This is a genomic window from Mesorhizobium sp. M0626, assembly GCF_040320665.1.
Classification (GTDB): Bacteria; Pseudomonadota; Alphaproteobacteria; order Rhizobiales; family Rhizobiaceae; genus Mesorhizobium.
Map to the genome: position 1 here is coordinate 1 of NZ_JAMYQD010000028.1, position 25,533 is coordinate 25,533.

Below are 25,533 nucleotides of genomic sequence, written 5' to 3' on the forward strand. Positions count from 1 at the left end.
CGCCCATCCCCCGGCGCCGCCCCCGAGCCGCCCCCCCCCCCCGCCCCGCCCGCCCCCCGCCTCCCCCCCCCCCCCCCCCCCCCCCCCCCCCCCCCCAGGGGGGTGTGCCGAAGCGCTTGCATCGAGGATTGGCCTTAGCCGTATCCATGTTCGTTTCGACTTGCTCCCCCGCCGCCGCCGATCCCCTGCCCGCCGGCTTCGTCCGCCTGGCCGATGTCGATCCCTCGATCCGCCAGGATATCCGCTATGCCGGCCTGGAAAACTTCCTGCATCGCAAGGCCGACGGCTATGACGCGCCGGTCTGCATACTCACGAAGCAAGCTGCGCAAGCGCTGTCCGGTGTGCAGAAAGCGCTCGCCGCCGATGGCCTGACGCTGGTCGTCTTCGACTGCTACCGCCCGGCCCGCGCCGTTGCCGACATGGGCAAATGGACCAGAGAGGGCGGCCCGCCCGATCCGCAATGGTACCCTCAGGTGCAGCGCGGCGACCTCATCGCCAAGGGCTATATCGGCGAATTGTCCACCCATTCGCGCGGCTCGACCGTCGATGTAGCCATCGCCCGCAGCGACGGCAAGAACAAGTCATCCGCCGCTTGCGGCGCGGCCGGCGCCGGCACGCTCGGTTTCGGCACCAGCTTCGACTGTTTCGACCCGGCAAGCGAAACCGCCCATCGCCCATTGGCGGCAGAAGCGGCGGCAAACCGCAAAAGGCTGCTCGACGCCATGCGCGCCGGCGGCTTCAAGAATTATGCGCGCGAGTGGTGGCACTACACGCTTCGGGATGAGCCGTTTCCAAAGCTGCGCTTCGATTTTCCTATCACTGCGGGCTGAACCGCCCGGTGCTACACCGAGCCTTCCCTCGCTCGGCCTTGCTTCTGCGGTGTCAGCTCCTAGATAGCGTCAAACCGGCCGGATTTGGGTTAGACCAATATGAGGAAAATATTTCCTTCCGAGACCCAATATCGGCGAAAATTTCCTTCGAGCGGACAAAAAAGGCAACGTTGAATGCATCTAATTTCTATCAATTCGATAGAGTTCAGCCGTCATCAACGGAGGCGGGAATGACCAAACCTCATTTCAAGAAACTGCTCGGCGCACTGGTCGCCACATCGATCCAGTTCGGCACGCTCGGTTTCGCGTTTGCCGATACGACCATTCTGAACGTGTCCTACGACCCGACACGCGAACTCTACAAGGCCTATGACGAAGCCTTCGTCGCACACTGGAAGGCCGAGACCGGCGAGACGGTCACCATCCAGCAATCGCATGGCGGCTCCGGCGCCCAGGCCCGCGCCGTGATCGACGGCCTCGATGCCGATGTGGTCACGCTGGCGCTCGAAGGCGACATCAACGCCATCGTCACCAAGTCGAAGAAGATCAATCCGGACTGGCGCAAGAAATTCGAAAACAATTCGGCGCCTTACACCTCGACCATCATCTTCCTGGTCCGCAAGGGCAACCCGAAGGGCATCCACGACTGGAGCGATCTGGTCAAGGACGGCGTCCAGGTGATCACGCCGAACCCCAAGACCTCCGGCGGTGCGCGCTGGAACTACCTTGCCGCCTGGGCTTATGCCAACGCCAATGATGGCGGCGACGAAGCCAAGAACAAGGAATTCGTCGGCAAGCTCTACGCCAATGCTCCGGTGCTCGACACCGGTGCACGCGGCTCGACGGTCACCTTCGCGCAAAAGGGCATCGGCGACGTGCTGATCGGCTGGGAAAACGACGCCTATCTGGCGCTCAATGAATTCGGAGCCGACAATTTCGAGATCGTCTATCCCCCGACCTCGATCCTGGCCGAGCCGCCGGTGGCGATCGTCGACGCCAATGTCGATGCCAAGGGCACCCGCAAGGTCGCCGAAGCCTATCTCGGCTGGCTCTATTCCAAGGAAGCCCAGACGATCATCGCCAAGAACCACTATCGTCCGGCCAAGCCCGAGCTGGTGGATGCGGCTGACATTCCGAAGACGCCCGAAATCAAGCTGATCTCCATCGACGATCCGCTTTTTGGCGGCTGGAAGAAGGCACAGCCTTATCATTTCGGCGACGGTGGTATATTCGACCAGATCTACAAGCCGGCCCAGTAGGATTTAGATCAGGACGACATGACCATAGCACCCGCCAAGGCGAGGTGGCGATTCAGACAGCCGAGTGTCATTCCGGGTTTCGGATTGACGCTCGGCTTCTCGCTTGCCTACCTCACGCTCATCATCCTCATCCCCCTGTCGGGCCTGATCTGGCGCTCGGCAGCCCTCGGCTGGACCGATTTCTGGGCGATCGCCACCGACCGCCGGACCATCAACGCACTCGAAATCAGCTTCGGCACAGCCTTCATCGCAGCCGCCGTCAACGTCGTCTTCGGCACGCTCGTCGCCTGGGTGCTGGTGCGCTACCGCTTCCCCGGCCGCCGCGTCGTCGACGCCATGGTCGACCTGCCCTTCGCGCTGCCGACGGCAGTGGCCGGTATCGCGCTGACCACTCTTTATGCGCCCAATGGCTGGATCGGCCATCTCCTGGCGCCGCTCGGCATCAAGGTCGCCTACACGCCGCTCGGCATTGTCGTGGCGCTTGTCTTCATCGGCCTGCCGTTTGTCGTGCGCACGGTGCAGCCGATCATGGAGGAGATCGACAAGGAAGTGGAGGAGGCCGCCGCGACGCTCGGCGCCAACCGCTTCCAGATCATCACCCGCATCCTGTTTCCCGGTCTGGCGCCGGCCATCATCACCGGCTTCTCACTCGCCTTCGCGCGCGGCGTCGGCGAATACGGCTCGGTCATCTTCATCGCCGGCAACCTTCCCTACAAGTCGGAGATCGCACCGCTTCTGATCGTCATCCGGCTCGAGGAGTACAATTATCCGGCGGCCACCGCGATCGCGGCGATCATGCTTTTGCTGTCGTTCGTGATGCTGCTGGTCATCAACCTGGCGCAGTCATGGAGTCGCAAGCGCTATGGCTGACCCCGAGATCAAATCCTACGAACCGCATCACGAGAGCCGGTCGGCGGCGGTGACCGAAAGCCGGCCGGTGCGGCTGCTGCTGATGGCGGTGGCCTTCGCCTTCCTCGCCATCTTCCTGCTGCTGCCGCTGATCATCGTCTTCCACGAGGCGCTGGCGAAAGGCATTGGCGCCTACACGGAATCGCTCTCCAATCCCGATACGCGCTCGGCGATCCGGCTGACGCTGCTGGTGGCGGTGATCGCCGTTCCGCTCAACGTCGTCTTCGGCATTTCGGCTGCCTGGGCGATCGCCAAGTTCGAGTTCAAGGGCAAGGCTTTTCTAACCACGCTGATCGACCTGCCCTTCTCGGTCTCGCCGGTCATTTCCGGCCTGGTCTATGTGCTTTTGTTTGGCGCTCAGGGACTGTTCGGTGAGTGGCTGAAGGCGCACGGCATCCAGATCTTGTTCGCCGTGCCCGGCATCGTGCTCGCGACCATCTTCGTCACCTTCCCCTTCGTTGCCCGCGAACTGATCCCGCTGATGCAGGAACAGGGCAACGGCGACGAGGAAGCCGCGCTCTCTCTGGGCGCCAATGGCTGGCAGACCTTCTGGTACGTGACGCTGCCCAACGTCAAATGGGGATTGCTCTACGGCGTGCTTCTGTGCAACGCCCGCTCGATGGGCGAATTCGGCGCGGTCTCGGTCGTGTCGGGCCACATACGCGGGCTGACCAACACCATGCCGTTGCATGTCGAAATCCTCTACAACGAGTACAACGCCGTCGGCGCTTTTGCCGTCGCTTCGCTGCTTGCCGGCCTGGCGCTGGTCACGCTGGTCTTGAAAACACTTCTCGAGATGCGCTACGGCGCCGAGATCGCCGCGACGCGCGGACATTAGATGCATGTCGCCCAAAAGTGTGAAGCGGTTTTGGGATAACGACATGCATCCACTAAAAAGGGACATTTGATGGAAGTTCGCGTTGCCAACGTACGCAAGGAGTTTGACCGGTTTCCGGCCCTCCATGACGTATCGCTTGACATCAAGTCGGGTGAGCTGATCGCGCTGCTTGGGCCATCCGGCTCCGGCAAGACGACGCTGCTGAGGCTTATCGCCGGCCTGGAGCGGCCGACGCGCGGAAAGATCTTCTTCGGCGACGAGGACGCCTCGCACCGCTCGATCCAGGAGCGCAATGTCGGCTTCGTCTTCCAGCACTATGCGCTCTTCCGGCACATGACGGTCGCCGACAATATCGGCTTCGGCCTCAAGGTGCGGCATGGACCGTCGCGACCACCGGCGGCCGAAATCCGCCGACGCGCCTCCGAACTGCTCGATCTCGTTCAGCTTTCCGGCCTGGAAAAGCGCTATCCGGCGCAACTTTCCGGTGGCCAGCGCCAGCGCGTGGCGCTCGCCCGGGCCATGGCCATCGAGCCCAAGGTGCTGTTGCTCGACGAGCCGTTCGGCGCGCTCGATGCGCAGGTGCGCCGGGAACTCCGCCGCTGGCTGCGCGAGATCCATGACCGTACCGGCCACACCACCGTCTTCGTCACCCACGACCAGGAAGAGGCGCTCGAGCTTGCCGACCGCGTCGTGGTGATGAGCCAGGGCCGCATCGAGCAGGTCGGCTCCGCCGACGAGATCTACGACACGCCGAACTCGCCCTTCGTCTACTCCTTCATCGGCGAATCGAGCATGCTGCCGGTCAAGGTTGAGAATGGCGAAATCTGGCTCGCCGACCGTCCGATCGGCGTGTCGGCGCCGCACGCACCCGAGGGCGATGCGACGCTGTATTTCCGCCCGCACGATATCGAACTGCTCGACGGCTGCAGCGGCTGCATCGCCGGCACGGTCGCCGCCAGCCGCCGCGTCGCCGGCACAAGACGCGTCGAACTGGAAATCGGCGGCGAGCGCCAGCGCGTCGAGATCGAACTGCCTGTGGACCATCCTGCGGCGCAGAAGAGCCGGGTGGCGTTCAGGCCAAGGCGCTGGAAGCTTTTCCCGGCGGCATAGACATCGATCCGGCGCTACTCCAGCCAGTTCTCGACCGTCAGGCCCTTGATCCGACGGAACTCAGCGGTGTTGGCCGTCACCAGTGTCGTCCCCAACACACAGGCATGGGCAGCAATGAAAAGATCATTGTGGCCGATGACCTGGCCCCTTGCTTCCAGTTCGGCACGAAGTGCGCCGTATTCGGCATCCACCGGCACGTCGAGCGGCAGCACAGGTAACTCGGCGAGCAATTCCTCCACCTTGGCGAGCAGCTTGGCCGATCCCTTGCGGGCGCAGCCATAGCGCAGCTCCGAGGCGACAACGATGCTGGTGCACAGGGCACCGTCTCCCGCGCGAACCGCCGCACTGGCAGCCTTGCCGGCAGGGTTTCGGATCATGTCGCTGAGAATGTTGGTGTCCAGCATGAACCGCATCAAAAGATATCCTCAGGCCCCACGGGCGCATCATGGATCTCGGGAAAGTCGTCTTCAGGACCAAGCGGCGGCTCTTTCGCCCATTGGGTGAGCAAGGCGGTGAGGCCTGGTTGACGGACCGGCTCGATGATCAGCCGGTCGCCATCGCGGCTGATCAGGACCTTCTCGCCAGGCAGCTCGAATTCGACAGGGATGCGAACCGCCTGACTGCGGTTGTTGCGAAACAACTTCGCCTCCCTGGGCGGTGGTATTGAGTGACGGTGCTGCGGCATGGCAGCCTCCCCTGTCTGTTCCACTTGTATATGCCATTTGTATATGCCACTCGGCCTCGAGTTGCAAACCACAGAAAACCCCAACGCATCGGCATTTCGACTGGAATGAAATTTCGCCGATAACCTGCTTCAGCGATTTCTTTTTCGCTGTAACGCCATACGTCTGCCCCGTGTGCCTCGCAGTACACCCTCCGGCCCGGCTATGTTCTGGCAACGCATTGCACATCGGAGCCTGTTTTCATGAAGCGATTTTTCCTCAGCGTCGCCACTGTCGCCGGCCTGATCCTCGCCTGTTCGCAGGCCTGGTCGGCCGACAAATTGCTCAACGCTTCCTATGATGTCGGCCGCGAACTGTTCGTCCAGATCAACAAGGCTTTCACCGCCGGCCATCCCGGCGTCACGGTCGACCAGTCGCATGCCGGCACTTCGGCGCAGGCGCGCGCCATTGCCGAAGGCTTGGGCGCCGATGTCGTCACCTTCAACCAGGTCACCGACATCGACTTTCTGGTCAAGAAAGGCCTCGTCTCCGCCGACTGGCAGAAGGATTTCCCCGACAACGCCTCGCCCTTCTATTCGCTCCCTTCGTTTCTCGTCCGCGCGGGCAACCCCAAGCACATCAAGGACTGGAACGACCTCGTGCGCGACGACGTGCAGGTGATCTTCCCCAACCCCAAGACCTCGGGCAATGCGCGCTACACCTATCTGGCCGCAACCGCCTACGCCAAGGAAGCCTTCAAGGGCGACGACGCCAAGGTGAAGGAGTTCGTCACCAAGCTGTTCAACAACGTGCCGATCTTCGACACCGGCGGGCGCGCCGCCACCACCACCTTCGTGCAGCGCGAGATCGGCGACGTGCTGATCACCTTCGAGTCGGAAACGCGCGGCATCCGCAAGGAGTATGGCAACGACAAGTTCGAACAGGTCACGCCAACGGTCAGCCTGCTCGCCGAATTCCCGGTGGCGATCGTCGACAAGGTCGCCGACGAGCACGGCAGCCGTGACCTCGCCAAGACCTATCTCGATTTCCTCTACACGCCCGAGGGCCAGACCATCGCGGCTGAAAATGGCCTGCGCGCCCGCAACGCTGAAGTCGCGGCAAAATACAAGGCCGACTTCCCCGATGTCCGCCTGCTGACTGTGGAAGACGTCTTCGGCGGCTGGGACAAGGTACAGAAGGAGCACTTCGCCGCCGGCGGTCTGCTCGACCAGACCTATGGCAGCCGCTGATATCAGCAGCGTTCGACCTCACCTCACAAGAAAGCCGGCGCTTTGCCGGCTTTTTTGATTTCGCGCGCCGACAAACGGCTTTCATGCGGAATCTGTCGCGATCGGCGAAAAACGTTACAAAGAATCAACGCCTTTGTGCCTAACGTCTCAACCGGGCGGCTTGTTCTACGCGAAACCGGGTTGTTCAGGCGAAACGTCATGATTTGCACACAAACAACCGCCAGATGCGGGTGGTTGGGGTTTTCATGAACTGAAGCGGGCATGCTTACCAAAAAAGGCAAATACGGCCTCAAGGCCCTCGTGCATCTTTCCGGCCTGCCGGTCGGCCAGCTTGCATTCGTCAACGACATCGCGATCGCCAACAACATCCCGAAGAAATTCCTGGATGCCATTCTGGGCGAGCTGCGCAATGCCGGCTTCGTCCTCAGCCGCAAGGGCAAGGAAGGCGGTTATCGCCTCGCCCGGCCGGCTTCCGAAATCAAGATCGGCCACGTCGTGCGCGTGCTGGACGGCCCGCTCGCTCCCATACCCTGCGCCAGCCGCACGCAATACCAGCGCTGCGAGGATTGCGACGAGGCGACCTGTCAGGTCCGGCACATGATGCTGGAAGTGCGCCAGGCGATCGCCGAAGTGCTGGACAATCGCAGCCTCGCCGCCATGCGCGACGCCGACAATGATGATTTTCCGGTCGAGCTGACATCGCAGATCTAAATTAGAGCATAGTCCCGAAAAGTGGGAACCGGTTTTCGGACAAGATCATGCTCAAATGAGAGTCCTCAGACCAGGCCGAGCTTGCCGGCCAGGCCGACGCGCTGGATCTTGCCTGTGGGACCCTTGGGTATCTCCTGAAGAAACAGGATGTGGCGCGGCACCTTGAACTCGACGATCCGGCTGCGCGCGAAATCGCGTATCTGCTCGGCATCGGCGGTGGCGCCCTCGGCCAGCACGATGGCCGCACCCACCTCTTCGCCGAGCATGGCGTGCGGCACGGCAAAGGTCACCGCCTGCGCCACCAGCGGATGATCGAGCAGGACATTGTCGACTTCGAGCGGCGAGATCTTTTCGCCGCCGCGATTGATGATCTCCTTCAGCCGCCCGGTGATCTTCAGATCGCCATCCTCGTCGATCAGGCCCTGGTCGCCGGTGCGGAACCAGCCATCGCTGAAGGCAGCTTCATTGGCCACCGGATTGTTGAGATAGCCATCATGGATGTTGGCGCCGCGCACCGCGATCTCGCCCTTTTCACCCGCCGGAAGGATCGTCCCCTTGTCGTCCAGGATCGTCACCTGCGGACCCGCAGGCAGGCCGACCGAGCCTGGCTTGCGGCGCGCAGGCGGCAGGCCATTGGATGTCATCTGGTGCGCCGCCTCGGTCATGCCATAGGCCTCGACCACCGGACAGCCGAAGACGCGCTCGAGGTCGCGGAACACGGTGTCGGGAAGCGCTGCCGAAGACGAGCGGATGAAGCGCAGCCGCGCAGCCGCGATGGTTTCGCCATTGCGGGCGGCGCGCGCCAGGATCGCCTGATGCATGGTCGGCACCGCGCTGTACCAGCTCGGCCTGAAGTCGCCCAGCCAGCCGTAGAATTTTAGCGGGTTGAAGCCCGGCGTGCAGACAACAGCGCCGCCGACTGCCAGCTGTGCGCTGAGCGCCGCCATCAGCCCGTGAATGTGGAACAGCGGCATCACGTTGAGACAGATATCGTCTGCCGAAAGCGCCAAGGTGCGGGCGATGTTGGCCATTGATGCCAGCAGATTGCGCTGCCGCAAGCCGACGATCTTCGGCCGCGCCGTGGTTCCCGATGTGTGCAGGACAAGCGCGAAATCGTCCGGCCCGTTGAGCTGCATATCGTCGAGGCGAGCCTCGCTGGCAGCCTCCACCTCGGCGTCGCCCGCCAGCAGAAACTCGCCGGCCTTGGCGCCGTCAGTCACGACGACGTCGAGCACCGCAATGCCGAGCCCCTTTGCGGCGTTGCGCGCCGCATCGCCCATGCCTTGTCCGCACAGCAGCAGCTTCACATCGAGATCGCCGAGATAGAAGCGGAATTCGTCTTCGCCGTAAGCCGGATTGAGCGGCGCCGCCGTCGCCAACGCCGAGACCGCCAGGAAACAGGCCGCCATTTCCGGGCCGTTGGGCAAGACGATGCCGACGGCCGTGCCGCGGGCAACGCCACGCCTGGCGAGATCGCCGCAGAGCTTGTCGACAAGATTGGCGAGGCCGGCAAAGCTCAGGGATGGCCGGTCCGGCGCCATCAGCGCCACCGCAGCCGGCCGCCAGGGCGCCAGTTGGGGAAGTGCTACCGATAGGGCCTGTTTCAAGTTCGAACCCTGAATGGCGTTCACCATGGCCTTGTCGGCGCCGATTGCGCGCCCGTGGCAGACGCAGTAAAGCGATTTCCGGACGCACGCAAGAACAGGTGGACACCGATCGGATGAGGCTGCCGTGGTTGGGAAAATCCCGGAAAGCCGACCGGACACCATCTTCCGCCGTCATTTATCATACGGAAATCATCGCCGACATCCTGGTGCCCGAACGCGCCGAGAATGTTCGCTTCTTCAGCCGCAAGCAGGTCCGCGCCGGCAAGTTGCGCACCTTCAACAACAGGGATCTCCGCGAGCTGCTGCTGGCCGCCTTTTATCTCGGGGTCGCGGCATTGCTACCGGTCAATTGGTGGGCCGCGATCTGCAGCCGCGTATCGGGGCTGCGCCTCAAGCGCCATATCCGCAAGGATTTCGTGCGCTACGCTGCCGCGACGCGCGCCGTGCTCGGCAATGGCATCGATGCGCAAAGGCAGTTCAGGGCCTTGCTCTGCGCCAACCACCGCCGGCGTTTGCTACTTGCCGCGCATCTCATCGGCCGCCGCTGGTCACCTGATATCCGGCTGGAGGGCCTGGAAGGCCTGCAAGCGGCGCTGAAGCGCGGCCACGGCGCTATCATCTGGTGCGATCAGTTCACGACCCAGACCATCATCGGCAAACGCGCTCTCCATGAAGCCGGCATCGAGACACACCAGCTCAGCGTCAGGGCTCACGGCATATCCGATTCGACCTTCGGCTTGCGCTTCCTGAACCCGCCGATGGTTCGGGTCGAGAACCGTTTCCTGAAAAGCCGGATCGTGTTCGACCGCAGTGACGCCTACCAGGTCACCGGCCGGATCCAGAAGATCCTTGGCAGCAACGGCGTGGTGTTGGTGACCAACACGGTGCATGCCGGCTCGACATTCACCGAAGTCGGCCTTGGCGAGAGCGGCTGGACCCACCTGGCTTCGGCGCCGACGAATTTCGCTGCCAGAGGCAAGGCGGCGCTGTTTTCCATGTCGACCTTCGAGACCGATCCGTTCCGCCAATACCGCGCCGTCCTAAGTCCCGAACTGGTGCCGGCCCCGGCAGAGGCCGGCGAGCCCGCGACCAGAGCCGGCGGCGCCAAGAACATGGCGCTTCAGGCCGAGTACATATTGCTCAAGCGCGACCGCTTGCTGGAGGCGCTGAAACTCTATCCCGAGCAAATGATGGTCTGGTCAGGCCATGACCGGTTCACCGAACGGCCGGAAACCGCCTTGCCCGACGAGGGTGGTTCATGATTTTGCGCCGGCCAGCAGGCTGGCAACGGCGGTGACGATTTCAGCCACTGGAAGTGTGGCGTCGGCCGTCAGCGCCCGCTCGTCGGCGCCAGGCGGTTCAAGGATGGCGAACTGGCTTTCGACCAGGCTTGCCGGCATGAAATGCCCCTTGCGGCTGGCGACACGCTGCTTGGCGGTAGCGGGATCGATCTTCAGATAGATGAAAACGATGTCCCGGCGGAAGCCGCTCAGACGATCGCGGTAGCTGCGCTTCAGCGCCGAGCAGGCGGCAACCACGCTTTGGCCGCTGCCGGTCAGGTCCGCGATCCGCTCGCCAATGGCATCGAGCCAGCCCTCACGCAGTTGATCTGTGAGCGGCTCACCGCTCGCCATGCGGGCGACGTTTTCGGGCGGGTGCAGCCTGTCGCCTTCGACAAAGACGGCCCCTTCCTCTGCTGCCAATGCTTTGCCGACAGCCGACTTTCCGCAGCCGGCGACGCCCATCACCACAATGGCCCGAGGCACTGAGCCGGTAGCGCCCATTGGCGCCTGTGCCGTCTTTTCGTCCACGGTCAGCGGCTTGCCGGCGCGCGGCCGTAGAGCAGGAGCATGGCAACGATGACCAGGCCATAGACGATCTGCCGCCCCGCCTCCGGCATCTGCATGACCGAGAGGATGGACTGCAGGAGCGTAATCAGGATGACACCGGCGACGGTGCCGAGATAGGAGCCGCGGCCACCCAGGATCGAGGTGCCGCCCAGAACCACGGCGGCGATCGACGGCAAGAGATAGGCATCGCCCATCGATTGCGCCGCCTTGGAGGCATAGCCGGCGAGAAGCACCCCGCCAAAGGCGGACAGCCCGCCTGAGATAGCGAAGGCGATCATCACCACGCGCCTTGTATCGATGCCGGAGAGATAGGCGGCACGCTCGCGGTTGCCGATGCCGTAGACGGTGCGGCCGAAGCTGGTGCGGGACAGCACGAACACCATCGCGGCACCAATCAGCGCCCAGATGATGACGGCGTTAGGCACGCCAGGAATGGTAAAACCTGTCGCAAGATAGCGCATGGCGCCGGTGGCCGAATCCTGTGGCGAGTAGCCGCCGGTATAAACGACCATGAGCCCTTGCGCGACAGCGTTGGTGGCGAGCGTGATGATCATCGAGGGTATGCGCAAATAGGCGACGCCAAAGCCGTTGACGATGCCGATCAGCACCCCGCAGAAGATGCCGAACGGGATGGCCAGCGCCACACCGATCGGGCCATAGGCCGCGGCCGCACACGCCATCATCGCGCCCGCCGCCACCGCCCACGGCACCGACAGGTCGATCTGGCCTAGCAGGATGACCAGCATCATGCCTGTGGCGATGACGCCGAGGAACGAGGCCACCTTGAGCTGCTGCAAGAGATATTCAGGCGACAGAAAGCTCCTGGAATAGAGGCTGCCTAGGAACAGCAACAGCACGATGCAGGCGAAGGCCGTCAGCACCGCCGGATCGGCGCGGCGGATGAATTTCGGCATGCGGCCGGCGATACCGCCCAATGTCGTTTCGCTCACAGGAACCACTCCAGCCGGTTGCGGACCCGAAACAGCGCAAAGGCGCCAAGGCTGACCGCGACCAGCAGGATAACGCCCTGGAACAGCGGCTGCCATAGCGGATCGAAATCGAAAACGAACAACAGGTCGCCGATGGTGCGGAAGGCCAGCGCGCCGAAGATGGCGCCGATGGCGCTGCCCTTGCCGCCAAACAGCGAGACGCCGCCCAGCACCACGGCGGCAATCGAAAACAGCGTATAGGCGTTGCCGCTGGCATAGGCTGCATCGCCGGTATAGGTGAAGAAGGTCAGGAACAGTCCGCCGATCGCGGCCAACAGGCCTGCGAGCGCGTAGGCAGCGAACTTGCCGCGCCTTATCGGCACACCGGACATGTAGGCCGCCGTCTCCGACGAGCCGGCCGCATAGGCCGCCCGCCCGAGCACCGAGCGGCTGAACGGTACCCAGACCACGAGCACGACGGCGAGCAGCACGACCAGGCTCGCCGGCATCACGCCGAACAGGCGTCCGGTCAGCGCGTCGGCGAGACCTTCGTTGACCGAACCGCCGGGAAACGGCCTGAGCAGCAGCGCGATGCCGAAATAGACCGCACCCGTGGCGATCGTGGCGACGATCGGCTGCAGGCGGCCGTAGATGACGATGGCGCCGTTGATCGCCCCGCAAAGGAGCCCGGTGCCGAGCACGGCGATGACGCCGAAAGCGGTCTCGAGGCCGGTGCCGATGACCAGCCAGGAGGCGAGGCAATTGGTCAGCGTGAAGATCATGCCGACGGAGAGGTCGATGCCGGCGGTGATCACGACCAGTGTCTGCGCCATGGCGACGAAGGCGAGCAGCACGCCCTTGTTGGACGCCGTCTGCACGACATTGGCGGTGAAGCCCGCCGGATGGTTCGAGGTGTAGATGACGAACATGACAATGAATATGCCGAGTGCCATCAGTGTTCCGCGCTGCTCGGCCAGCCAGTAGCGCCACTCTTTCACGCGTCCGCTCCCTGTCTTGCGCCGGCATCGTCTCTCGCGCCGCCGTCATCGCCGTGGATGTTGAGCGCGCTTGCAATGAGCGCCCGCTCGGTGATCTCGGCCCCGACCAGCTCGCGCTTGACCGCGCCGTCATAGAGCACCAGCACGCGGTCGCAGCAGCCGATCAGTTCGTCATAGTCGGTCGAATAGAACAGGATCGCCGCCCCCGCATCCGCCAGCTTGCGCATCAGTTGATAGAGTTCCTGCTTGGTGCCGACGTCGATGCCGCGCGTCGGATCGTTGAGCAGGATGATCCGCGGCTGGCGCATCAGCCATTTGGCGATGACCACCTTCTGCTGGTTGCCCCCCGACAGCGCACCGACCGGAATGTCGAGGCCGGCCGTCTTGATCGCCAGCAGCCCGACCATGTCGTCGATCAGCCGCTGTTCGGCGGCGCGGTCGATGATGCCGGCCTTGGACAGCCGGTCTAGGGCGGCAAAGGAGAGGTTCTCGCGCACCGTCATCGGCAGCATCAGGCCTTCGGTCTTGCGGTCCTCCGGGATCAGCGCCATGCCGATGCGGTCGTCGCGCGCCGCTTGGGGGCTGGCGATCGAAACAGGCTTGCCGTCGATAAGGATCTGGCCGCCGAGGCCGCGCAGCACACCGAAAAAGGCAAGCAGCAATTCGCGCTGGCCCTGGCCGTCCAGGCCGCCAAGGCCGACGACCTCGCCTGCCCCGACGGTCAGCGAGACATTGTCCAGCCGGTCCGTCCAGGACAGCTTGCGCGCCTCCAGCACAGGAACGGCGGCGGCGGCAGCGCGCGCGGGTTTCGGCGGGAAAATATGGCTGTATTCGCGCCCGATCATCAGTTCGACGACTTCGTTGTCGCTCTTTGTGCCTGCCTTGTAGCTGGCGACATTGCGGCCGTTGCGAAACACCGTGCAGTGGTCGGCAAGCTCGGCGATCTCGTTCATGCGGTGCGAAATGTAAAGCAGCGCCAGCCCTTCCGAGCGCAATCGCTTGAGCACGCTGAATATCCTGGCGACGTCCGTCGCGGTCAGGGCCGAGGTCGCCTCGTCGAGGATCAGGATGCGCGGCTTCCTGGCCAATGCCTTGGCGATCTCGACCATCTGTCTTCTTGAAAGCGGAAGATCCTTGACCAGCGCCAATGGATGGATGTCGGCCGCACCTGCGCGTGCCAGCGCATCCTCGGCAATGCGGCGCTGCGCCTTGCGGTCGATCATGCCGAAACGCTTCGGCGGATCGGAGATGACGATGTTGTCGGCAACGCTGAGTTCGGGAACCAGCGACAGCTCCTGGAAGATGCAGACGATGCCGGACTTGTTTGCAGCAGCAGGCGAAGCGAACGTCACCTCGCTGCCGTTCAGCATCATGCGGCCTTCGTCGGGCGCGACGACGCCCGCCATGACCTTGATCAGCGTCGATTTGCCGGCGCCGTTTTCGCCGAGAATGGCGTGGATGCTACCGGACGAGACCGAAAGCTCGGCCTTTTCCAGCGCCCGCACACCACCATAGCGCTTGGATATGCCTTCCATCCGGAAGAGCGGAACCGCACCGTCCATCGGCCCTCCCGAGGCAGTTTGACTTCAAGGGATATCGAGTGGCCGGCGCCGCGGAGATCCCGCGGCGCCGGATATGCCGCCTATTGGTCAGCCCTATTGGTCAGCTTTGGTCTGGCCCATAATTTCCTGCGCGGTGAAATTGATGCCGCAGGTCGGGAAGGAATTGCCGACGAAGAAATTGTCGGACTGGTCGGGGAAGAAATCCTGACCGGCCTTGAAGTTCGGGTCCTCGACGATCGCCAGCGGCAGCTTCACCGCTTGCGGCACAACGTTGCCTTCGAGCGCGGCAATCGCCGTCTTGATGGCGACCGCGACCTGCGCCGGACCGGTGCCGGCCGATGAGCATTTCAGCCCGTCGCCGGCATGTGCCGCGCAGAACTTGCGGAAACCGTTCTCGGTCTCGCCGCCGAACGGCACGAAAGCATGCTTGGCATCGATCATCGCCTGCACGATGCCGGTGTCGCCGCCTTGCCCGGTGATGCCGTCGAACGGGCCGTTGGTGGCAATGGCGTCGGCCGTGGCTTTCTGCGCCACGCCGTCGTCCCATTTGCCGACCACCTCGGTGACGTCCCATTTCTTGCCGGAGGCATCGAGCGCTTCATGGATGCCGTTGTGACGGTCGGTGTCCACGGAAGTTCCGGCAACGCCGCGCACTTCGAGCACCTTGCCGCCATTCGGCACATGGCCGACCAGCCATTTGCCCCACAATTCGCCAAGGCCCTTCTGGTCGACATTGACGTTGATGGCGTCCTTGGTATCGAGAATATTGTCGAAGGCGACGAGGATGACGCCAGCTTCCTTGGCGCGCTTGATGACCGGCCCGAAAGCGGTCGGGTTCTGGGCGTTGACGACGATCGCGTCATAGCCGGAATCGATGAAGTTGTTGATCGCCGAAATCTGAGCCGGCACGTCCTCGCCGGTCGAGACGACCTTGAATTCCTTCAGTTTAGCGGCGACCTCCGGCTGGGCCGCATAGGCCTTGGCGGTCTGCACCATCTGGATGCGCCAGGTGTTGGCGATATAGCCATTGGCGAGCGCGATGCGGTATGGGCCGTCTTTCTTGGGGAACTTGAAGAACTGCGTATCGGCCGCCCAGGGCGCAAAGCAATCCGGCTCAGCCGACGGGCCCTTGACAACTTCCGGGTCGGCCATGGCCGACGAACTCAGCATGACGAATGCAGTGGCGGCAACGATGCCACCAACAAGTGACTTGATCATCGATATTCCTCCCAGTTGTAGTTTTGTTTGCTGCTGCTTGTTTATTTGATGCTGTTTGTCGTGGTGTGTTTCCACGCCTGCCGAAGGCCCTCCAGCCTGGCCGGCGCCACGTCTCAAGGGCCGAAGCCGGCCCGATCCCCTCCCCCTCGCCGCTTCACAGGCGAGAAACGAAACTAGCATATTATACATAATAAACAAGCATGAGCTGTTGCTTATGTATAATAAACAGGGGCGGCCTTTCATCAAAACGTCTGCCCGACGAAAATGGTAGCGCTACCATGACGTTGTGTAAAGCACCATTTGCTGAGGCCGGCCAAAGCGTGTTCAGCGTGCGGTGCTCTCGCGGGGCTTGAGTTCGAAACCAAGATCGACGACCCGCTGCTCAGGCCTTCGTCCTGCGATCGCCGCCAGCGCCATGGCGACAGACCGACGGCCGATTTCATAGCGAGGGGTGCGGATACTGGTGAGCGGCGGGAACGCCGCCTGCATCATTTCGAGGTCGTTGAAGCCGACAATGCCGATTGTTTTCGGCACGTTGAGCGCGGCGCTATGGCATTCGAACAAAACGCCGAGCGCGATGTCGTCATTGTTGCAGAAGACGCCGTCGAGCGCCGGCATCTTGGCCAGCGCATCGCGAAGCAGCTCGCGGCCGAGCGTCACGCTGGACAGTAGCGGCGTGGTGGTGACCAGCCGCGGGTCGAACAGGCCGGCCTTCTCCATTGCCGCGCGATAGCCGGCAAGCCGCCGCTGCGAGCGCGGGTCCATGCGTGCGCCGATGAAGCCGATCCGCCGGTAGCCCGCCTCGATCAGATGCTCGGTCGCGGTGCGGCCGCCGTCGAAATGCGAGAAGCCGACCAGCATGTCGACCGGATCGGGCCCGGTCTCCATCACCTGCACCACCGGGCAGCCCGCGCTCTCCAGCAGCTTTCGCGAGGTCGGCGTCTGGTCGATGCCGGCCACGATCAGCGCCGCCGGGCGCTGCGGTGCGAACACCTGCAGCAGGCGCTCCTCCTCGAGGCCGGAATAATGGGTGTTGCCGAGCTGGACGCGGAACGGGCCGTCCGACAGGCTGTCATAGATGCCGCGCACCACTTCTGCGAAGACGTTGTTGGTCAGCGACGGCACCAGCACGCCGAACACATCGGCGCGCGCCGAGGCCAGCGCCCGTGCATTGGGATCCGGGACATAACCGAGTTCGTCGACGGCGGCCTGGATCTGGCGCCGCAGATCTTGGCTGACGCGTTCCGGTTCGCGCAGCGCCCGCGACACGGTGATGGCGCCGACGCCGGCCTTGCGCGCCACATCTGATAGGGTCGGGCGGCCGCCCCCACGACGCGAGCGCGGCTTGGTCATGGACATCCTCCACGTGCCGGGCCCCGGCCGCTGCGCCCTTGCGAAACCATGTCCAGCTTTTCCACTGCCACCATGCCAACCGGCTGCTGCCGCACCCACTCGCCTGCTGGCGTCGCGCAGCCAATCGCCCTTGTCAAGCAACAGGGCAATCCTGCCTTCCTAAGCCATCAGGGCAGCACTGCGTTTTGCTTTCCACAGCAGCAGCCCGATGGCCACTATGTTCAGCAAGTTCCACGCGATCCCGTTGAGGAACGCGGCGGCGTAAGAGCCAGTCAGGTCGTAGATCCAGCCCGACATCCAGCCACCGATCGCCATGCCGAAGATGGTCGCCATCATGACGATGCCGATACGCTGGCCGGCCTCCTTGGCGGGCAGGTATTCGCGCACGATGATGGCATAGCAAGGCACGATGCCGCCTTGCGACAGGCCGAACACCAGCGACACCACATAGAGCGAGGCAAGCCCGTCGAACGGGATGTAAAACAAAAGCGACAGGCATTGCAGCACGGAACCGATAAGCAGGGTTTTCACGCCGCCGATGCGGTCGGCGACAAAGCCGGAGGCAAGCCGGCTGACGACGCCCGCCGCCATCATGATCGACAGCATGTCGGCGCCATGCGCAATGCCGTAGCCAAGATCCATGCAATAGGCGACGATGTGCACCTGCGGCATCGACATCGCCACGCAGCAGCCGAGACCGGCAACGATCAGCAGCACCTGTAACGCCGCCGGCGACAGCGAAATCGACTGCACTGGCCGGCTTCCGGGCGAACCGGCGGCAGCCGCCGTCGGAGCAGCGCGCCGCAACAACAGCACCAGTGGCACCATGGTGACCAGGCAGAAGACACCGATGCCGGCATAGGTGAAGCGCCAGCCTTCCGCCTTGATCAGTGTCGGCATGATGGTTGGCCAGAGCGCTCCGGCGAGATAGTTGCCAGCAGCCGCCGCCGTGACGGCGACGCCGCGCCGATGGTTGAACCAGTGCGAGATGTCGGCGATCAGCGGCCCGAAGATCACCGATGTGCCGACACCAATCAGCACGCCCTGGGCAAGGGTGAATTGCAGGATAGAGGTCGACAGCGCGGCGAGCAGCAGGCCGGCGGCGAGAGCCACCGAGGATAGCAGTGCCGGGATCCAATACCCCATGCGATCGACCGCGCGGCCAACCAGCACATTGCCGGCGGCGAAGCCGACCATGGTTGCGGTGTAGGGCATCGATGCCGCGGCGCGGTCAACGCCGAACTCGGCCTGCACGGCCGGCAGCACGACGACGACGGCCCACATGCCGACTGCACCGATCGTCGCCAGCAGCATGGAGATGGCAAGCCGCATCCAGGCGTAGCTGCTGTCGATGCCGGGGCTATCCGCCTGATTGGCGACGATCGGGGTCAAGGCGTTTCCTGTCTACGGTCCTGGGAAGTCGACCGTTGTGTCGCCACTATCGGCGCATTCACCGCGACGGGCAGCGCCACAGGGCCATGATCCGTGGCTCCAGCGGCCCGGCGACTTTCTCGGGAACCGGCGGCGGCCTGCCCGAGTTTTTGCGACAGGAAGGAGTTTGTCATGACCGCGAAAAAGAAATGGTCGGCCGAGGTGACCGAGCACAGCGATGCGATGGACCTCGAGGACCACATCTTCGAAGCCGACGACGCCAGGAAGATCGCGGCCTCGCTCAAGCGCTCGGCCGAGCACAGCGACCGCCGCAAGGCCGAGCCGTTTCAGTCGGCCATGTCGATGCTGAATTTCTACATCAACCGCGCCGGCAAGAACCTGCCGCAGGCGCGCCGGAAAGTGCTCGAGGACGCCAAGGACGAACTGCGCGCGGCCTTCGGAAGGCCGCAGCAGGATTAATGCATGTCGCTCAAAAGTGGCGCCGGTTTTGAGACAACGACATGCAAAGACCTAAGCGCGTCGACTTAGTCCGTTCAAACGGGACGCGCTTTAGCGCTCCCGATTGGCTCTACCAAATTCACCTCAACTGGACCTAGTGACAGGTCCTCTTTCCCCTCAGTTTGCCGGCCTCGGCTTTGTGTTTCCCCGAGCCCTTTGAAGTAGCGGCATGACGGTCAAGATCGGCATCAATCCCATCACCTGGAGCAATGACGATGTTCCCGCACTCGGCGGCGATACGCCGCTCGCGACATGCCTGTCGGAAACCAGGCAGGCCGGCTATCGCGGCACCGAACTCGGCGGCAAATTCCCCAGGCGAAGCGACGAGCTTGGACCGATCCTGTCTTCTTACGGACTGGAGCTCGTCTCCGGCTGGTATGACGGCCGCATTCTGGACCGCACGGTCGACGAGGAATTCGCCGCCCTCACCTCGCATCTGACCCTGCTGCGCGACCTCGGCGCCAAGGTCGTCGTCTATGCCGACACCTCGCGCGGCCGTCATGACGGCATTTTCGCGCCGATCTCACAGCGTCCGCGCCTCGCTGACGGCGAATGGACCGCCTATGGCGAGAAGCTGACCGAACTCGCCGACCGCATGGCTGCCTTCGGCGTCGGCATGGCTTTCCATCACCATATGGGCACCATCGTCGAGAGCGATGACGAGGTCGACAGGCTGATAGCCGCAACCGGCAAGAGCGTCGGCCTGCTGTTCGATACCGGCCATTGTCTGTTCTCAGGCGGCGACCCGGCCTCCCTCCTGAACCGGCATCTCGACCGCATCGTGCATTTCCATTGCAAGGACGTCCGCGCGGCCGTGCTGGAGAAGGCACGGCGCGAGGACATGAGTTTCATGGCGGCAGTGATGGAAGGAATCTTCACTGTGCCCGGCGACGGTTCCGTCGATTTCCTGTCGCTGTTGAAGCCGCTGGCCAAGCGCGGCTTCGAAGGCTGGATCGTCGTCGAGGCCGAGCAGGATCCGGCCAAGGCACACCCCTTGACCTATGCGACGAAAGGTTACGCTTCGCTTCTCAAATCGGCCTGCGCGGCCGGGTTCGACGTCGCGATACGAGACTTGGCCTAACCACCGCCGGGGGGCTGGTGGTTGGGCCGGTTGGGCGCGCGCCTCGGTAGGGGTAGCGACGCGAAAGCGCCCGGCGATCCGCGCCGCCGCCCTCCCTTGGCGGCGCGGATCGCACAGTTCTTGGCATCGAAATTTTTGCCCCCGAGTTGCCGGCCCGGCGTTTCAAGCTTGAGGCTGGCGACGAGGCATGCCTTGATGCGGATGGAGGAGCGACATGGCATTCGAGGCGGCACTCGGCATGGAACGGCTTTGCACCATCCGTGAGATCGCCGAGAAGGCGGAACTCGGCGCGGCAACCGTTCACCGCGCGCTGAAGAACAGCCGTGAGGTCCGTCCCGCAACCAGACGGCTGGTGCTCGAGACCGTTTGCCTGCTTAACGAAGCAAAGATCGCGCGCGCAGCCAGGCTCGTCGGAGACTAGCTTGGCCGACCACATGCGCCTTTCCCTCGACATCATGTCGGTCGACCGCGGCTCGGACGAACCCATGCACCGACAGATCTATGGCGCCCTGCGGCGCTTCATCCTCGACGGCCAGATCCAGCAGAACACGCTGCTGCCATCGACACGCTCGCTGGCCGAGGATCTCAAGGTCGGCCGAAACACGGTGATCGCCGCCTACGACCAGCTGCTCGCCGAAGGTTTTATCGAGGCGCGCGCCGGGTCCGGCACCTGGGTGGCGCCGATCCAGCAGAAACGCCCGCCGACCGCGCTGCGTGCCGGCCTCGCCGCCCCGCAAAAACTCTCGCGGCGCGGTCAGACCATCGTCAACGGCCCGCAGCCGCCACGCAATGCCGGCGTCATCAACTTCCATCCCGGCGTGCCGGAAACCGCCTCCTTCCCCTTCACCATCTGGTCCAGCCTTCTGGTGCGCAATGCGCGCAGCCGCGACGAGAACTTGCTCGGCTATATCTCCTTTGCCGGCCATCCCGGTCTGCGCCAGGCCATTGCGTCGACCATCAGCCTGTCGCGCGGCATCAACTGCACCGCCGACCAGGTCATCATCGTCACCGGCGCGCAGGCGGCACTCGACCTCGCTTCGCGCGTGCTGATGGACGAAGGCGACCATGTCTGGATGGAGGAGCCCGGCTATCTCGGCGCCAAGAGCGCCTTTCTCGCCAGCGGCGCGCAGCTTGCGCCCTTGAAGGTCGATCGCCTTGGATGGCATCTCGCAGACCCAGAGCTGCCGCCGCCGCGCCTGATCTATGTGACGCCATCCTGCCAGTGGCCGTTCGGCACCATCATGCGCATCGAGGAACGGCTGCAGCTGCTCGACATCGCCGAGCGCCACGGCGCCTGGATCGTCGAGGACGATTATGACGGCGAGTACCGGTACCGTGGCCGGCCGGTGCCGGCGCTGCGCGGCCTCGATCATGCCGACCGCGTCGTCTATATTGGTTCCTTCGGCAAGACGCTGATCCCGGCGCTTCGCATCGGCTATCTCATCGTACCCCGCGAACTGTCCGTGCCCTTCGACCGTGCCGTCTCGATCACCGGCCAGTTCGCGCCGCTGATCCTGCAGGCGACGGTCAACGACTTCATCACGCAAGGCTATTTCGCCACACATCTGAAACGCATGCGCCGCCTTTATGCGCGCCGGCAAGCCAATTTCGTCAAGCAGTGCCAAGAGCATCTGGCCGAATGGCTGACAGTGACCGAGAACGATTCCGGCATGCAACTGCTGGCCAGTTTCGTCCGACCCTACAAGGACAGTGACGTCGTCGCCGCTGCCGTCAAGGAGGGCCTCGACGTGCAGGGCATCTCGATCAACTACCATTCGAGCGAGCCGGAACACGGCCTGCTGCTTGGCTACGCCGCGATGGACGAACGCCAGATCCTGCGCGCGGTGCTGGCGTTGCGCGCTGCCTTCATGCGGCTGGACCGGCAATAGGCCGATCCAGCGCTGAGCGCTTCAATTCACACTATCGAATTTCTGCAGATCGACGGGCGCTGCCTTGCGCACCTCGACATCGTCCAGCGAGGCATTCTCCAGCGCCACACGGGCCGCCGCATCGATGTTATGGATCATGTCGTCGATGTCGGCGTCGCCATGCGCCGGATTCATCGCGATCATCACCGTGCGGTTGAGGATGTCGAGAGAACCCTTGCCGAGGTCGTCGGCATAGGTCAGCCGCAGGCCCTTGTTTTCCGGCAGCGTGTACGGATTGAGCGCCGGATGATGCGCGCCCTCATGCATCAGCACCTGGTCCCACTGGGTGAAATTGTGGCGGCCGGTCTGGCCGGCAATGACGCTCGGAATGGTCTTCGAAAAAGTCTGCGCCGCCTGTTCGCTGGGCAGCAGATACATTGCCTGTGCCGCGCAATCGTCGTCGGGGCTGTTCATCGGCGACGGCGTCAGGCCGAGATTGCCGAGATGGCGCGTGCCGGCCAGCACCTTCTTCTTCTCCGCCCGCATCGCCTCGATGATGCCGTCCAGACGGTCGAGCTGGACATTGAGCATCGCGCCCATCAATTCCGAGGCGCGCGCGCCGATGCCGGCGAACGGCTTGATGCTGTCGCTGCGGCCCTGCCAGTAGAAGTGGCAGGGGTCGATGGCGCAGCGCGCGCGCTCGGCCACTTTCGGATCGCTGGTGGCGATGCCGCCGCCCTCGCCCGACGTGATGTTCTTGAAGTAGTTGAAGGAGTAGGCGCCGGCATGGCCGATGGAGCCGAGCTTCCTGCCCTCATAGCCGCCGCCAATGCCCTGGCAGACATCTTCCAGCACGAGCAGACCGCGTTTTTTAGCGATGTCCATGATGGCGTTCATGTTGCAGGCCGCACCCCACATATGTACCGGGATGACCGCCTTGGTGCGCGGGCCGATGGCGTCGCGCAGAGCGGCCGGGTCGATGGTCAGGCTCTCGTCGATATCGACAATGACCGGAATGGCGCCGACCGACAGCACTGCTGTGGCGGTCGCCATATAGGTGTGCGCCGGCACCAGCACCTCATCGCCCGGGCCGATGCCGAGGCCGATCAGGCCGGCGGCGAGCCCATAGGTGCCGCTGGCGGCAAGCGCGAAATGCTCGACGCCGAGATGCCTTGCATAGCGCGCCTCGAAGCGGTTGCACTCGCTGTTCTCGCCATAGCGAAACAGCGCACCCGAGCGGATCACCCTGGCAATGGCTTCGATCTCTTCTTCGCCGGCAGTGTACATGGCAAGTCCCCCACATCGCTGATGGTATGAAAGCAGTACGCCTGCGGCCGCTGTTTGAAAGAACCACTCCGCTGCGATCTGACCAAGCCATCCCGGTTGCTTGATGGCCGGGTTTGACGCCGAATGTGGGCATATCGAATGAAATCGACATTCCAGAACGCAGGCTCACGGAAAAATCGTACCCATCCGAATTCGCTGAAGTGGCCCTGTCGGAAGGCCGGCTTTGGGCGTTCCATCGCGTCCAGTTGGGCAAACGGTCGGTTCCATGCAGCACGGGACACACTTTGGAAGACCCTCGAAACCGGGGTGCCGGCAAGATGGTGGCCGGCAAGACGGTGGCCGTCCATGACGCGACAGCTCGTCCTGCATGAAGACGATGTCGGCATGTGCCATGGCGCCAACAGCGCCTTCCTCGAACTGACCGCACACGGCGCCTGCAGCTCCGGCGCCGTGATGGTGCCGTGCCCATGGTTCCCTGAGATGGCCGAAGCGGCAGCCGCCGATCCCCGGCTCGATCTCGGCGTCCACCTGACGCTGAACAGCGAAAAGCAGCACTACAAATGGCGGCCGCTGACGTCGCCGTCGCGCGCGGCCGGCCTGACGGACGAGTTCGGCTATTTCTGGCCCGATGTCGCGACCACCCGCCGCAAGGCAGCACCGCAAGCGGTGGAAACCGAGCTTCGCGCCCAGATCGACACCGCCTACCGCGCCGGCATCGACGTCACTCATCTTGACGCCCATATGGGGGCAGCGCTGTCGCCCGAATTTTGCGACGTCTACATCAAGCTCGGCCTGGAATATCGCTTGCCGGTGCTGTTGACCAAAACGCTGTCGGCCTATTCGCCCAACGACAATCTGGTTGGCGTCACCGAAGCGGCGTTCCAGCGCGGCGTCACTGAAGCCCGGGCCAAGGGCTTTGTCATCTTCGACGCCGCCATTCAGACGACCTGGGGCCGTCCACGCTCCAAGCCGATAGGGCCCGCCTACAGGGCATTGGTCGAAGGGGTGCGCGAAGGCCTGACCTTCTTTTGCCTGCACTTCAACGCGCCGGGCGAGTTGGAACTCATCGAGCCGCGCTCCGCCTATATCCGCACCGAGGAATACGAACTCTTCCGCGACCAGGCTTTCCGCGACTGGCTCGGCGCGCAGGACATCGACATCATCGGCATGAAGCCGCTGCGCGAGGAGCTTCGTGCACGGCTCGGGGCATCGACACCGGCAAAGGCCCGCAAAGCGGCCACCCGGTCAGCGCCGTAAGCCGATCCGTCGGCCGAGGCGCAAAGAGGGAATTGGAACTGCAACGACAATGGGAGAATGACATGAAGACTGTTCTGAAACTGGCGCTCGGCGCGCTTGTCTCGATGAGTATGCTGGCGGGTGTCGTGCAGGCCGCGGGCCTGAAGGACCCGAAGGATGTCCGCATCACCTTCGTGGTGCATGGCTCGGCCTCCGATCCCTACTGGTCGGTGGTCAAGCGCGGCGTCGACGATGCGGCGGCGCTCACCGGCGCCAAGGTCGAATATTATGCGCCGCAAGTGTTCGACGTGGTCGAGCAGGCCCGCCTGCTCGACGCGGCCATCGCCACCAATCCAGACGGCATCGCCGTCTCCATTGCCGACGCCAATGCACTTGGTAAATCGGTCAAGGCCGGACTTGCCGCCAACATTCCGATGGTCGTCCTGGATTCCGGCGAGAAGGAAGGCGCCGAACTCGGCACCTCTCTCTATGTCGGCACCGTCTCCGAATATGATTCCGGCAAGAAGGCCGGCGAGCGGCTGGCCAAGGAAGGCACACTCAAGGTCGTCTGCATCAACCACGAGGTCGGCAATGTCAGTCTCGACCAGCGCTGCCAGGGGTTGAATGACGGGCTGAAGCCGTCAGGCGGCGGCACCGAGGTGCTTACCGTGTCGCCCGATCCGGCCGACATCCAGCGCCGCACCGAAGCCTATCTGTCGGCGCATCCCGACACCCAGGCGGTGTTTGCGCTCGGCGCCACCGCCGCCAATCCGCTGATCCCGTTCTTCCGGCAGAAGGAACTGTTCGGCAAGATCAAGCTCTACACCTTCGACATCAGCCCCGAAGTCCTGGATTCCGTCGTCGCCGGCGAAATGGGCTTCGGCATGGACGCCCAGCAATATCTGATGGGATACCTGCCGGTGATCTATCTGGTCGAGCATGCCACACATGGCTTCTGGCCGCAGAACAACGCCTACACCGGGCCGCTGTTCATCGACTCGCCCGACAAGGCCAAGGCGATCCTGGCGCTCGCCAAGGACGGCATCCGCTAAGGCAAGACCAAAACGGATCGGGGAGCCGCCATG

Annotated in this window: 25 protein-coding genes; 14 read left to right on the forward strand and 11 right to left on the reverse strand. The window is 63.6% G+C overall.

Annotated elements, in window-relative coordinates; genetic code table 11:
• Window positions 1–146: 146 nt before the first annotated feature.
• From NKI37_RS28350 to NKI37_RS28370, 5 genes are all read left to right on the forward strand, one after another.
• Window positions 147–830, forward strand: a complete 684-nt coding sequence (locus NKI37_RS28350; protein ID WP_023826563.1) for a M15 family metallopeptidase — start codon at window positions 147–149, stop codon at window positions 828–830.
• A gap of 230 nt (window positions 831–1,060) precedes the next feature.
• Window positions 1,061–2,089 carry a sulfate ABC transporter substrate-binding protein gene (locus tag NKI37_RS28355; protein WP_023673082.1) on the forward strand — a complete coding sequence of 343 codons (1,029 nt, stop codon included), beginning with the start codon at window positions 1,061–1,063 and terminating at the stop codon, window positions 2,087–2,089.
• Window positions 2,090–2,107: 18 nt separating this feature from the next.
• On the forward strand, window positions 2,108–2,959 hold the full coding sequence (gene cysT, locus NKI37_RS28360; RefSeq protein WP_352791675.1) for a sulfate ABC transporter permease subunit CysT: 852 nt from the start codon (window positions 2,108–2,110) through the stop codon (window positions 2,957–2,959).
• Window positions 2,952–3,836, forward strand: coding sequence for a sulfate ABC transporter permease subunit CysW (gene cysW, locus NKI37_RS28365; RefSeq protein ID WP_023690809.1), 885 nt, complete (start codon window positions 2,952–2,954; stop codon window positions 3,834–3,836). The genes cysT and cysW overlap by 8 nt, the downstream gene beginning before the upstream one ends.
• Before the next feature lie 69 nt (window positions 3,837–3,905).
• Window positions 3,906–4,946 (forward strand): sulfate/molybdate ABC transporter ATP-binding protein, encoded by a 1,041-nt coding sequence (locus tag NKI37_RS28370; RefSeq protein ID WP_023673079.1) that lies wholly within the window; start codon window positions 3,906–3,908, stop codon window positions 4,944–4,946.
• A 14-nt stretch (window positions 4,947–4,960) separates the two neighbouring features.
• Here the strand turns inward: NKI37_RS28370 and NKI37_RS28375 are convergent, their stop codons facing one another.
• Together NKI37_RS28375 and NKI37_RS28380 are read right to left on the reverse strand one after the other, a co-directional pair.
• Window positions 4,961–5,359, reverse strand: a complete 399-nt coding sequence (locus NKI37_RS28375) for a type II toxin-antitoxin system VapC family toxin (RefSeq protein WP_023699656.1) — start codon at window positions 5,357–5,359, stop codon at window positions 4,961–4,963.
• Entirely contained in the window at window positions 5,359–5,631 is a 273-nt protein-coding gene (locus NKI37_RS28380) for an AbrB/MazE/SpoVT family DNA-binding domain-containing protein (RefSeq protein WP_023682213.1), read from the reverse strand. Before NKI37_RS28380 ends, NKI37_RS28375 begins: the two co-directional genes overlap by 1 nt.
• A 240-nt stretch (window positions 5,632–5,871) precedes the next feature.
• Between NKI37_RS28380 and NKI37_RS28385 the strand changes: the two genes are divergently transcribed.
• Entirely contained in the window at window positions 5,872–6,858 is a 987-nt protein-coding gene (locus NKI37_RS28385; RefSeq protein ID WP_023699658.1) for a sulfate ABC transporter substrate-binding protein, read from the forward strand.
• Between the two features lie 261 nt (window positions 6,859–7,119).
• Window positions 7,120–7,569, forward strand: a complete 450-nt coding sequence (locus tag NKI37_RS28390) for an RrF2 family transcriptional regulator (RefSeq protein ID WP_023673075.1) — start codon at window positions 7,120–7,122, stop codon at window positions 7,567–7,569.
• Window positions 7,570–7,634: 65 nt separating this feature from the next.
• Here the strand turns inward: NKI37_RS28390 and NKI37_RS28395 are convergent, their stop codons facing one another.
• On the reverse strand, window positions 7,635–9,176 hold the full coding sequence (locus NKI37_RS28395; RefSeq protein ID WP_502896411.1) for an acyl--CoA ligase: 1,542 nt from the start codon (window positions 9,174–9,176) through the stop codon (window positions 7,635–7,637).
• A gap of 113 nt (window positions 9,177–9,289) precedes the next feature.
• Between NKI37_RS28395 and NKI37_RS28400 the strand changes: the two genes are divergently transcribed.
• Window positions 9,290–10,438 (forward strand): hypothetical protein, encoded by a 1,149-nt coding sequence (locus NKI37_RS28400; RefSeq protein WP_023725415.1) that lies wholly within the window; start codon window positions 9,290–9,292, stop codon window positions 10,436–10,438.
• On the opposite strand, the gene NKI37_RS28405 is transcribed toward NKI37_RS28400, so the two are convergent.
• The 7 genes from NKI37_RS28405 to NKI37_RS28435 all read right to left on the reverse strand — a co-directional run bounded on the left by NKI37_RS28405 (window position 10,433) and on the right by NKI37_RS28435 (window position 18,418).
• Entirely contained in the window at window positions 10,433–10,987 is a 555-nt protein-coding gene (locus NKI37_RS28405) for a gluconokinase (protein ID WP_023725416.1), read from the reverse strand. The genes NKI37_RS28400 and NKI37_RS28405 overlap by 6 nt on opposite strands.
• A 2-nt stretch (window positions 10,988–10,989) precedes the next feature.
• Window positions 10,990–11,976, reverse strand: a complete 987-nt coding sequence (locus tag NKI37_RS28410; RefSeq protein ID WP_023673071.1) for an ABC transporter permease — start codon at window positions 11,974–11,976, stop codon at window positions 10,990–10,992.
• Window positions 11,973–12,953, reverse strand: a complete 981-nt coding sequence (locus NKI37_RS28415; RefSeq protein WP_023725417.1) for an ABC transporter permease — start codon at window positions 12,951–12,953, stop codon at window positions 11,973–11,975. Before NKI37_RS28415 ends, NKI37_RS28410 begins: the two co-directional genes overlap by 4 nt.
• Window positions 12,950–14,515 (reverse strand): sugar ABC transporter ATP-binding protein, encoded by a 1,566-nt coding sequence (locus NKI37_RS28420; protein ID WP_023714808.1) that lies wholly within the window; start codon window positions 14,513–14,515, stop codon window positions 12,950–12,952. The genes NKI37_RS28415 and NKI37_RS28420 overlap by 4 nt, the downstream gene beginning before the upstream one ends.
• A gap of 93 nt (window positions 14,516–14,608) precedes the next feature.
• The gene (locus NKI37_RS28425; RefSeq protein ID WP_023682221.1) at window positions 14,609–15,733 is read right to left on the reverse strand and encodes a sugar ABC transporter substrate-binding protein; all 1,125 of its coding nucleotides are present in this window, start codon (window positions 15,731–15,733) and stop codon (window positions 14,609–14,611) included.
• A 324-nt stretch (window positions 15,734–16,057) separates the two neighbouring features.
• Window positions 16,058–17,086: an HTH-type transcriptional regulator GntR gene (gene gntR, locus NKI37_RS28430; RefSeq protein WP_023682222.1), complete on the reverse strand. Its 1,029-nt coding sequence runs from the start codon at window positions 17,084–17,086 to the stop codon at window positions 16,058–16,060.
• 159 nt (window positions 17,087–17,245) lie between these two features.
• Complete coding sequence (locus NKI37_RS28435) at window positions 17,246–18,418, reverse strand: MFS transporter (RefSeq protein ID WP_050589864.1); 1,173 nt, start codon at window positions 18,416–18,418, stop codon at window positions 17,246–17,248.
• Window positions 18,419–18,649: 231 nt separating this feature from the next.
• On the opposite strand from NKI37_RS28435, the gene NKI37_RS28440 reads away from it, so the two are divergent.
• The 4 genes from NKI37_RS28440 to mocR all read left to right on the forward strand — a co-directional run bounded on the left by NKI37_RS28440 (window position 18,650) and on the right by mocR (window position 21,946).
• On the forward strand, window positions 18,650–18,937 hold the full coding sequence (locus NKI37_RS28440; protein WP_023673065.1) for a DUF3175 domain-containing protein: 288 nt from the start codon (window positions 18,650–18,652) through the stop codon (window positions 18,935–18,937).
• A gap of 208 nt (window positions 18,938–19,145) precedes the next feature.
• The gene (iolE, locus tag NKI37_RS28445; RefSeq protein ID WP_023752959.1) at window positions 19,146–20,057 is read left to right on the forward strand and encodes a myo-inosose-2 dehydratase; all 912 of its coding nucleotides are present in this window, start codon (window positions 19,146–19,148) and stop codon (window positions 20,055–20,057) included.
• A 214-nt stretch (window positions 20,058–20,271) separates the two neighbouring features.
• Entirely contained in the window at window positions 20,272–20,478 is a 207-nt protein-coding gene (locus tag NKI37_RS28450) for a LacI family DNA-binding transcriptional regulator (protein WP_352790978.1), read from the forward strand.
• Between the two features lies 1 nt (window position 20,479).
• Window positions 20,480–21,946, forward strand: coding sequence for a rhizopine catabolism transcriptional regulator MocR (gene mocR / locus NKI37_RS28455; protein ID WP_352790980.1), 1,467 nt, complete (start codon window positions 20,480–20,482; stop codon window positions 21,944–21,946).
• A gap of 21 nt (window positions 21,947–21,967) precedes the next feature.
• Here mocR and NKI37_RS28460 read toward each other — a convergent pair whose 3' ends face one another.
• Entirely contained in the window at window positions 21,968–23,212 is a 1,245-nt protein-coding gene (locus NKI37_RS28460; protein ID WP_352790981.1) for a DegT/DnrJ/EryC1/StrS family aminotransferase, read from the reverse strand.
• 345 nt (window positions 23,213–23,557) lie between these two features.
• Between NKI37_RS28460 and NKI37_RS28465 the strand changes: the two genes are divergently transcribed.
• Together NKI37_RS28465 and NKI37_RS28470 are read left to right on the forward strand one after the other, a co-directional pair.
• A complete protein-coding gene (locus NKI37_RS28465) occupies window positions 23,558–24,469 on the forward strand; it encodes a polysaccharide deacetylase family protein (RefSeq protein WP_352790983.1) in 912 nt (303 codons plus the stop codon).
• Window positions 24,470–24,531: 62 nt separating this feature from the next.
• The gene (locus tag NKI37_RS28470) at window positions 24,532–25,500 is read left to right on the forward strand and encodes a rhizopine catabolism ABC transporter substrate-binding protein (RefSeq protein WP_023687959.1); all 969 of its coding nucleotides are present in this window, start codon (window positions 24,532–24,534) and stop codon (window positions 25,498–25,500) included.
• Window positions 25,501–25,533 lie beyond the last annotated feature (33 nt).

What these genes read in the sequence shown, in the direction of transcription:
- gntR (WP_023682222.1), bottom strand. Translation starts at nt 17,086, where the DNA reads ATGACCAAGCCGCGCTCGCGTCGTGGGGGCGGCCGCCCGACCCTATCA.
- NKI37_RS28355 (WP_023673082.1), top strand. Translation starts at nt 1,061, where the DNA reads ATGACCAAACCTCATTTCAAGAAACTGCTCGGCGCACTGGTCGCCACA.
- iolE (WP_023752959.1), top strand. Translation starts at nt 19,146, where the DNA reads ATGACGGTCAAGATCGGCATCAATCCCATCACCTGGAGCAATGACGAT.
- NKI37_RS28350 (WP_023826563.1), top strand. Translation starts at nt 147, where the DNA reads ATGTTCGTTTCGACTTGCTCCCCCGCCGCCGCCGATCCCCTGCCCGCC.
- NKI37_RS28450 (WP_352790978.1), top strand. Translation starts at nt 20,272, where the DNA reads ATGGCATTCGAGGCGGCACTCGGCATGGAACGGCTTTGCACCATCCGT.
- NKI37_RS28470 (WP_023687959.1), top strand. Translation starts at nt 24,532, where the DNA reads ATGAAGACTGTTCTGAAACTGGCGCTCGGCGCGCTTGTCTCGATGAGT.
- cysW (WP_023690809.1), top strand. Translation starts at nt 2,952, where the DNA reads ATGGCTGACCCCGAGATCAAATCCTACGAACCGCATCACGAGAGCCGG.
- NKI37_RS28380 (WP_023682213.1), bottom strand. Translation starts at nt 5,631, where the DNA reads ATGCCGCAGCACCGTCACTCAATACCACCGCCCAGGGAGGCGAAGTTG.
- NKI37_RS28390 (WP_023673075.1), top strand. Translation starts at nt 7,120, where the DNA reads ATGCTTACCAAAAAAGGCAAATACGGCCTCAAGGCCCTCGTGCATCTT.
- NKI37_RS28385 (WP_023699658.1), top strand. Translation starts at nt 5,872, where the DNA reads ATGAAGCGATTTTTCCTCAGCGTCGCCACTGTCGCCGGCCTGATCCTC.
- NKI37_RS28465 (WP_352790983.1), top strand. Translation starts at nt 23,558, where the DNA reads ATGACGCGACAGCTCGTCCTGCATGAAGACGATGTCGGCATGTGCCAT.
- NKI37_RS28370 (WP_023673079.1), top strand. Translation starts at nt 3,906, where the DNA reads ATGGAAGTTCGCGTTGCCAACGTACGCAAGGAGTTTGACCGGTTTCCG.
- NKI37_RS28435 (WP_050589864.1), bottom strand. Translation starts at nt 18,418, where the DNA reads ATGCGGCTTGCCATCTCCATGCTGCTGGCGACGATCGGTGCAGTCGGC.
- NKI37_RS28400 (WP_023725415.1), top strand. Translation starts at nt 9,290, where the DNA reads ATGAGGCTGCCGTGGTTGGGAAAATCCCGGAAAGCCGACCGGACACCA.
- NKI37_RS28375 (WP_023699656.1), bottom strand. Translation starts at nt 5,359, where the DNA reads ATGCGGTTCATGCTGGACACCAACATTCTCAGCGACATGATCCGAAAC.
- NKI37_RS28460 (WP_352790981.1), bottom strand. Translation starts at nt 23,212, where the DNA reads ATGTACACTGCCGGCGAAGAAGAGATCGAAGCCATTGCCAGGGTGATC.
- NKI37_RS28440 (WP_023673065.1), top strand. Translation starts at nt 18,650, where the DNA reads ATGACCGCGAAAAAGAAATGGTCGGCCGAGGTGACCGAGCACAGCGAT.
- NKI37_RS28425 (WP_023682221.1), bottom strand. Translation starts at nt 15,733, where the DNA reads ATGATCAAGTCACTTGTTGGTGGCATCGTTGCCGCCACTGCATTCGTC.
- cysT (WP_352791675.1), top strand. Translation starts at nt 2,108, where the DNA reads ATGACCATAGCACCCGCCAAGGCGAGGTGGCGATTCAGACAGCCGAGT.
- NKI37_RS28420 (WP_023714808.1), bottom strand. Translation starts at nt 14,515, where the DNA reads ATGGACGGTGCGGTTCCGCTCTTCCGGATGGAAGGCATATCCAAGCGC.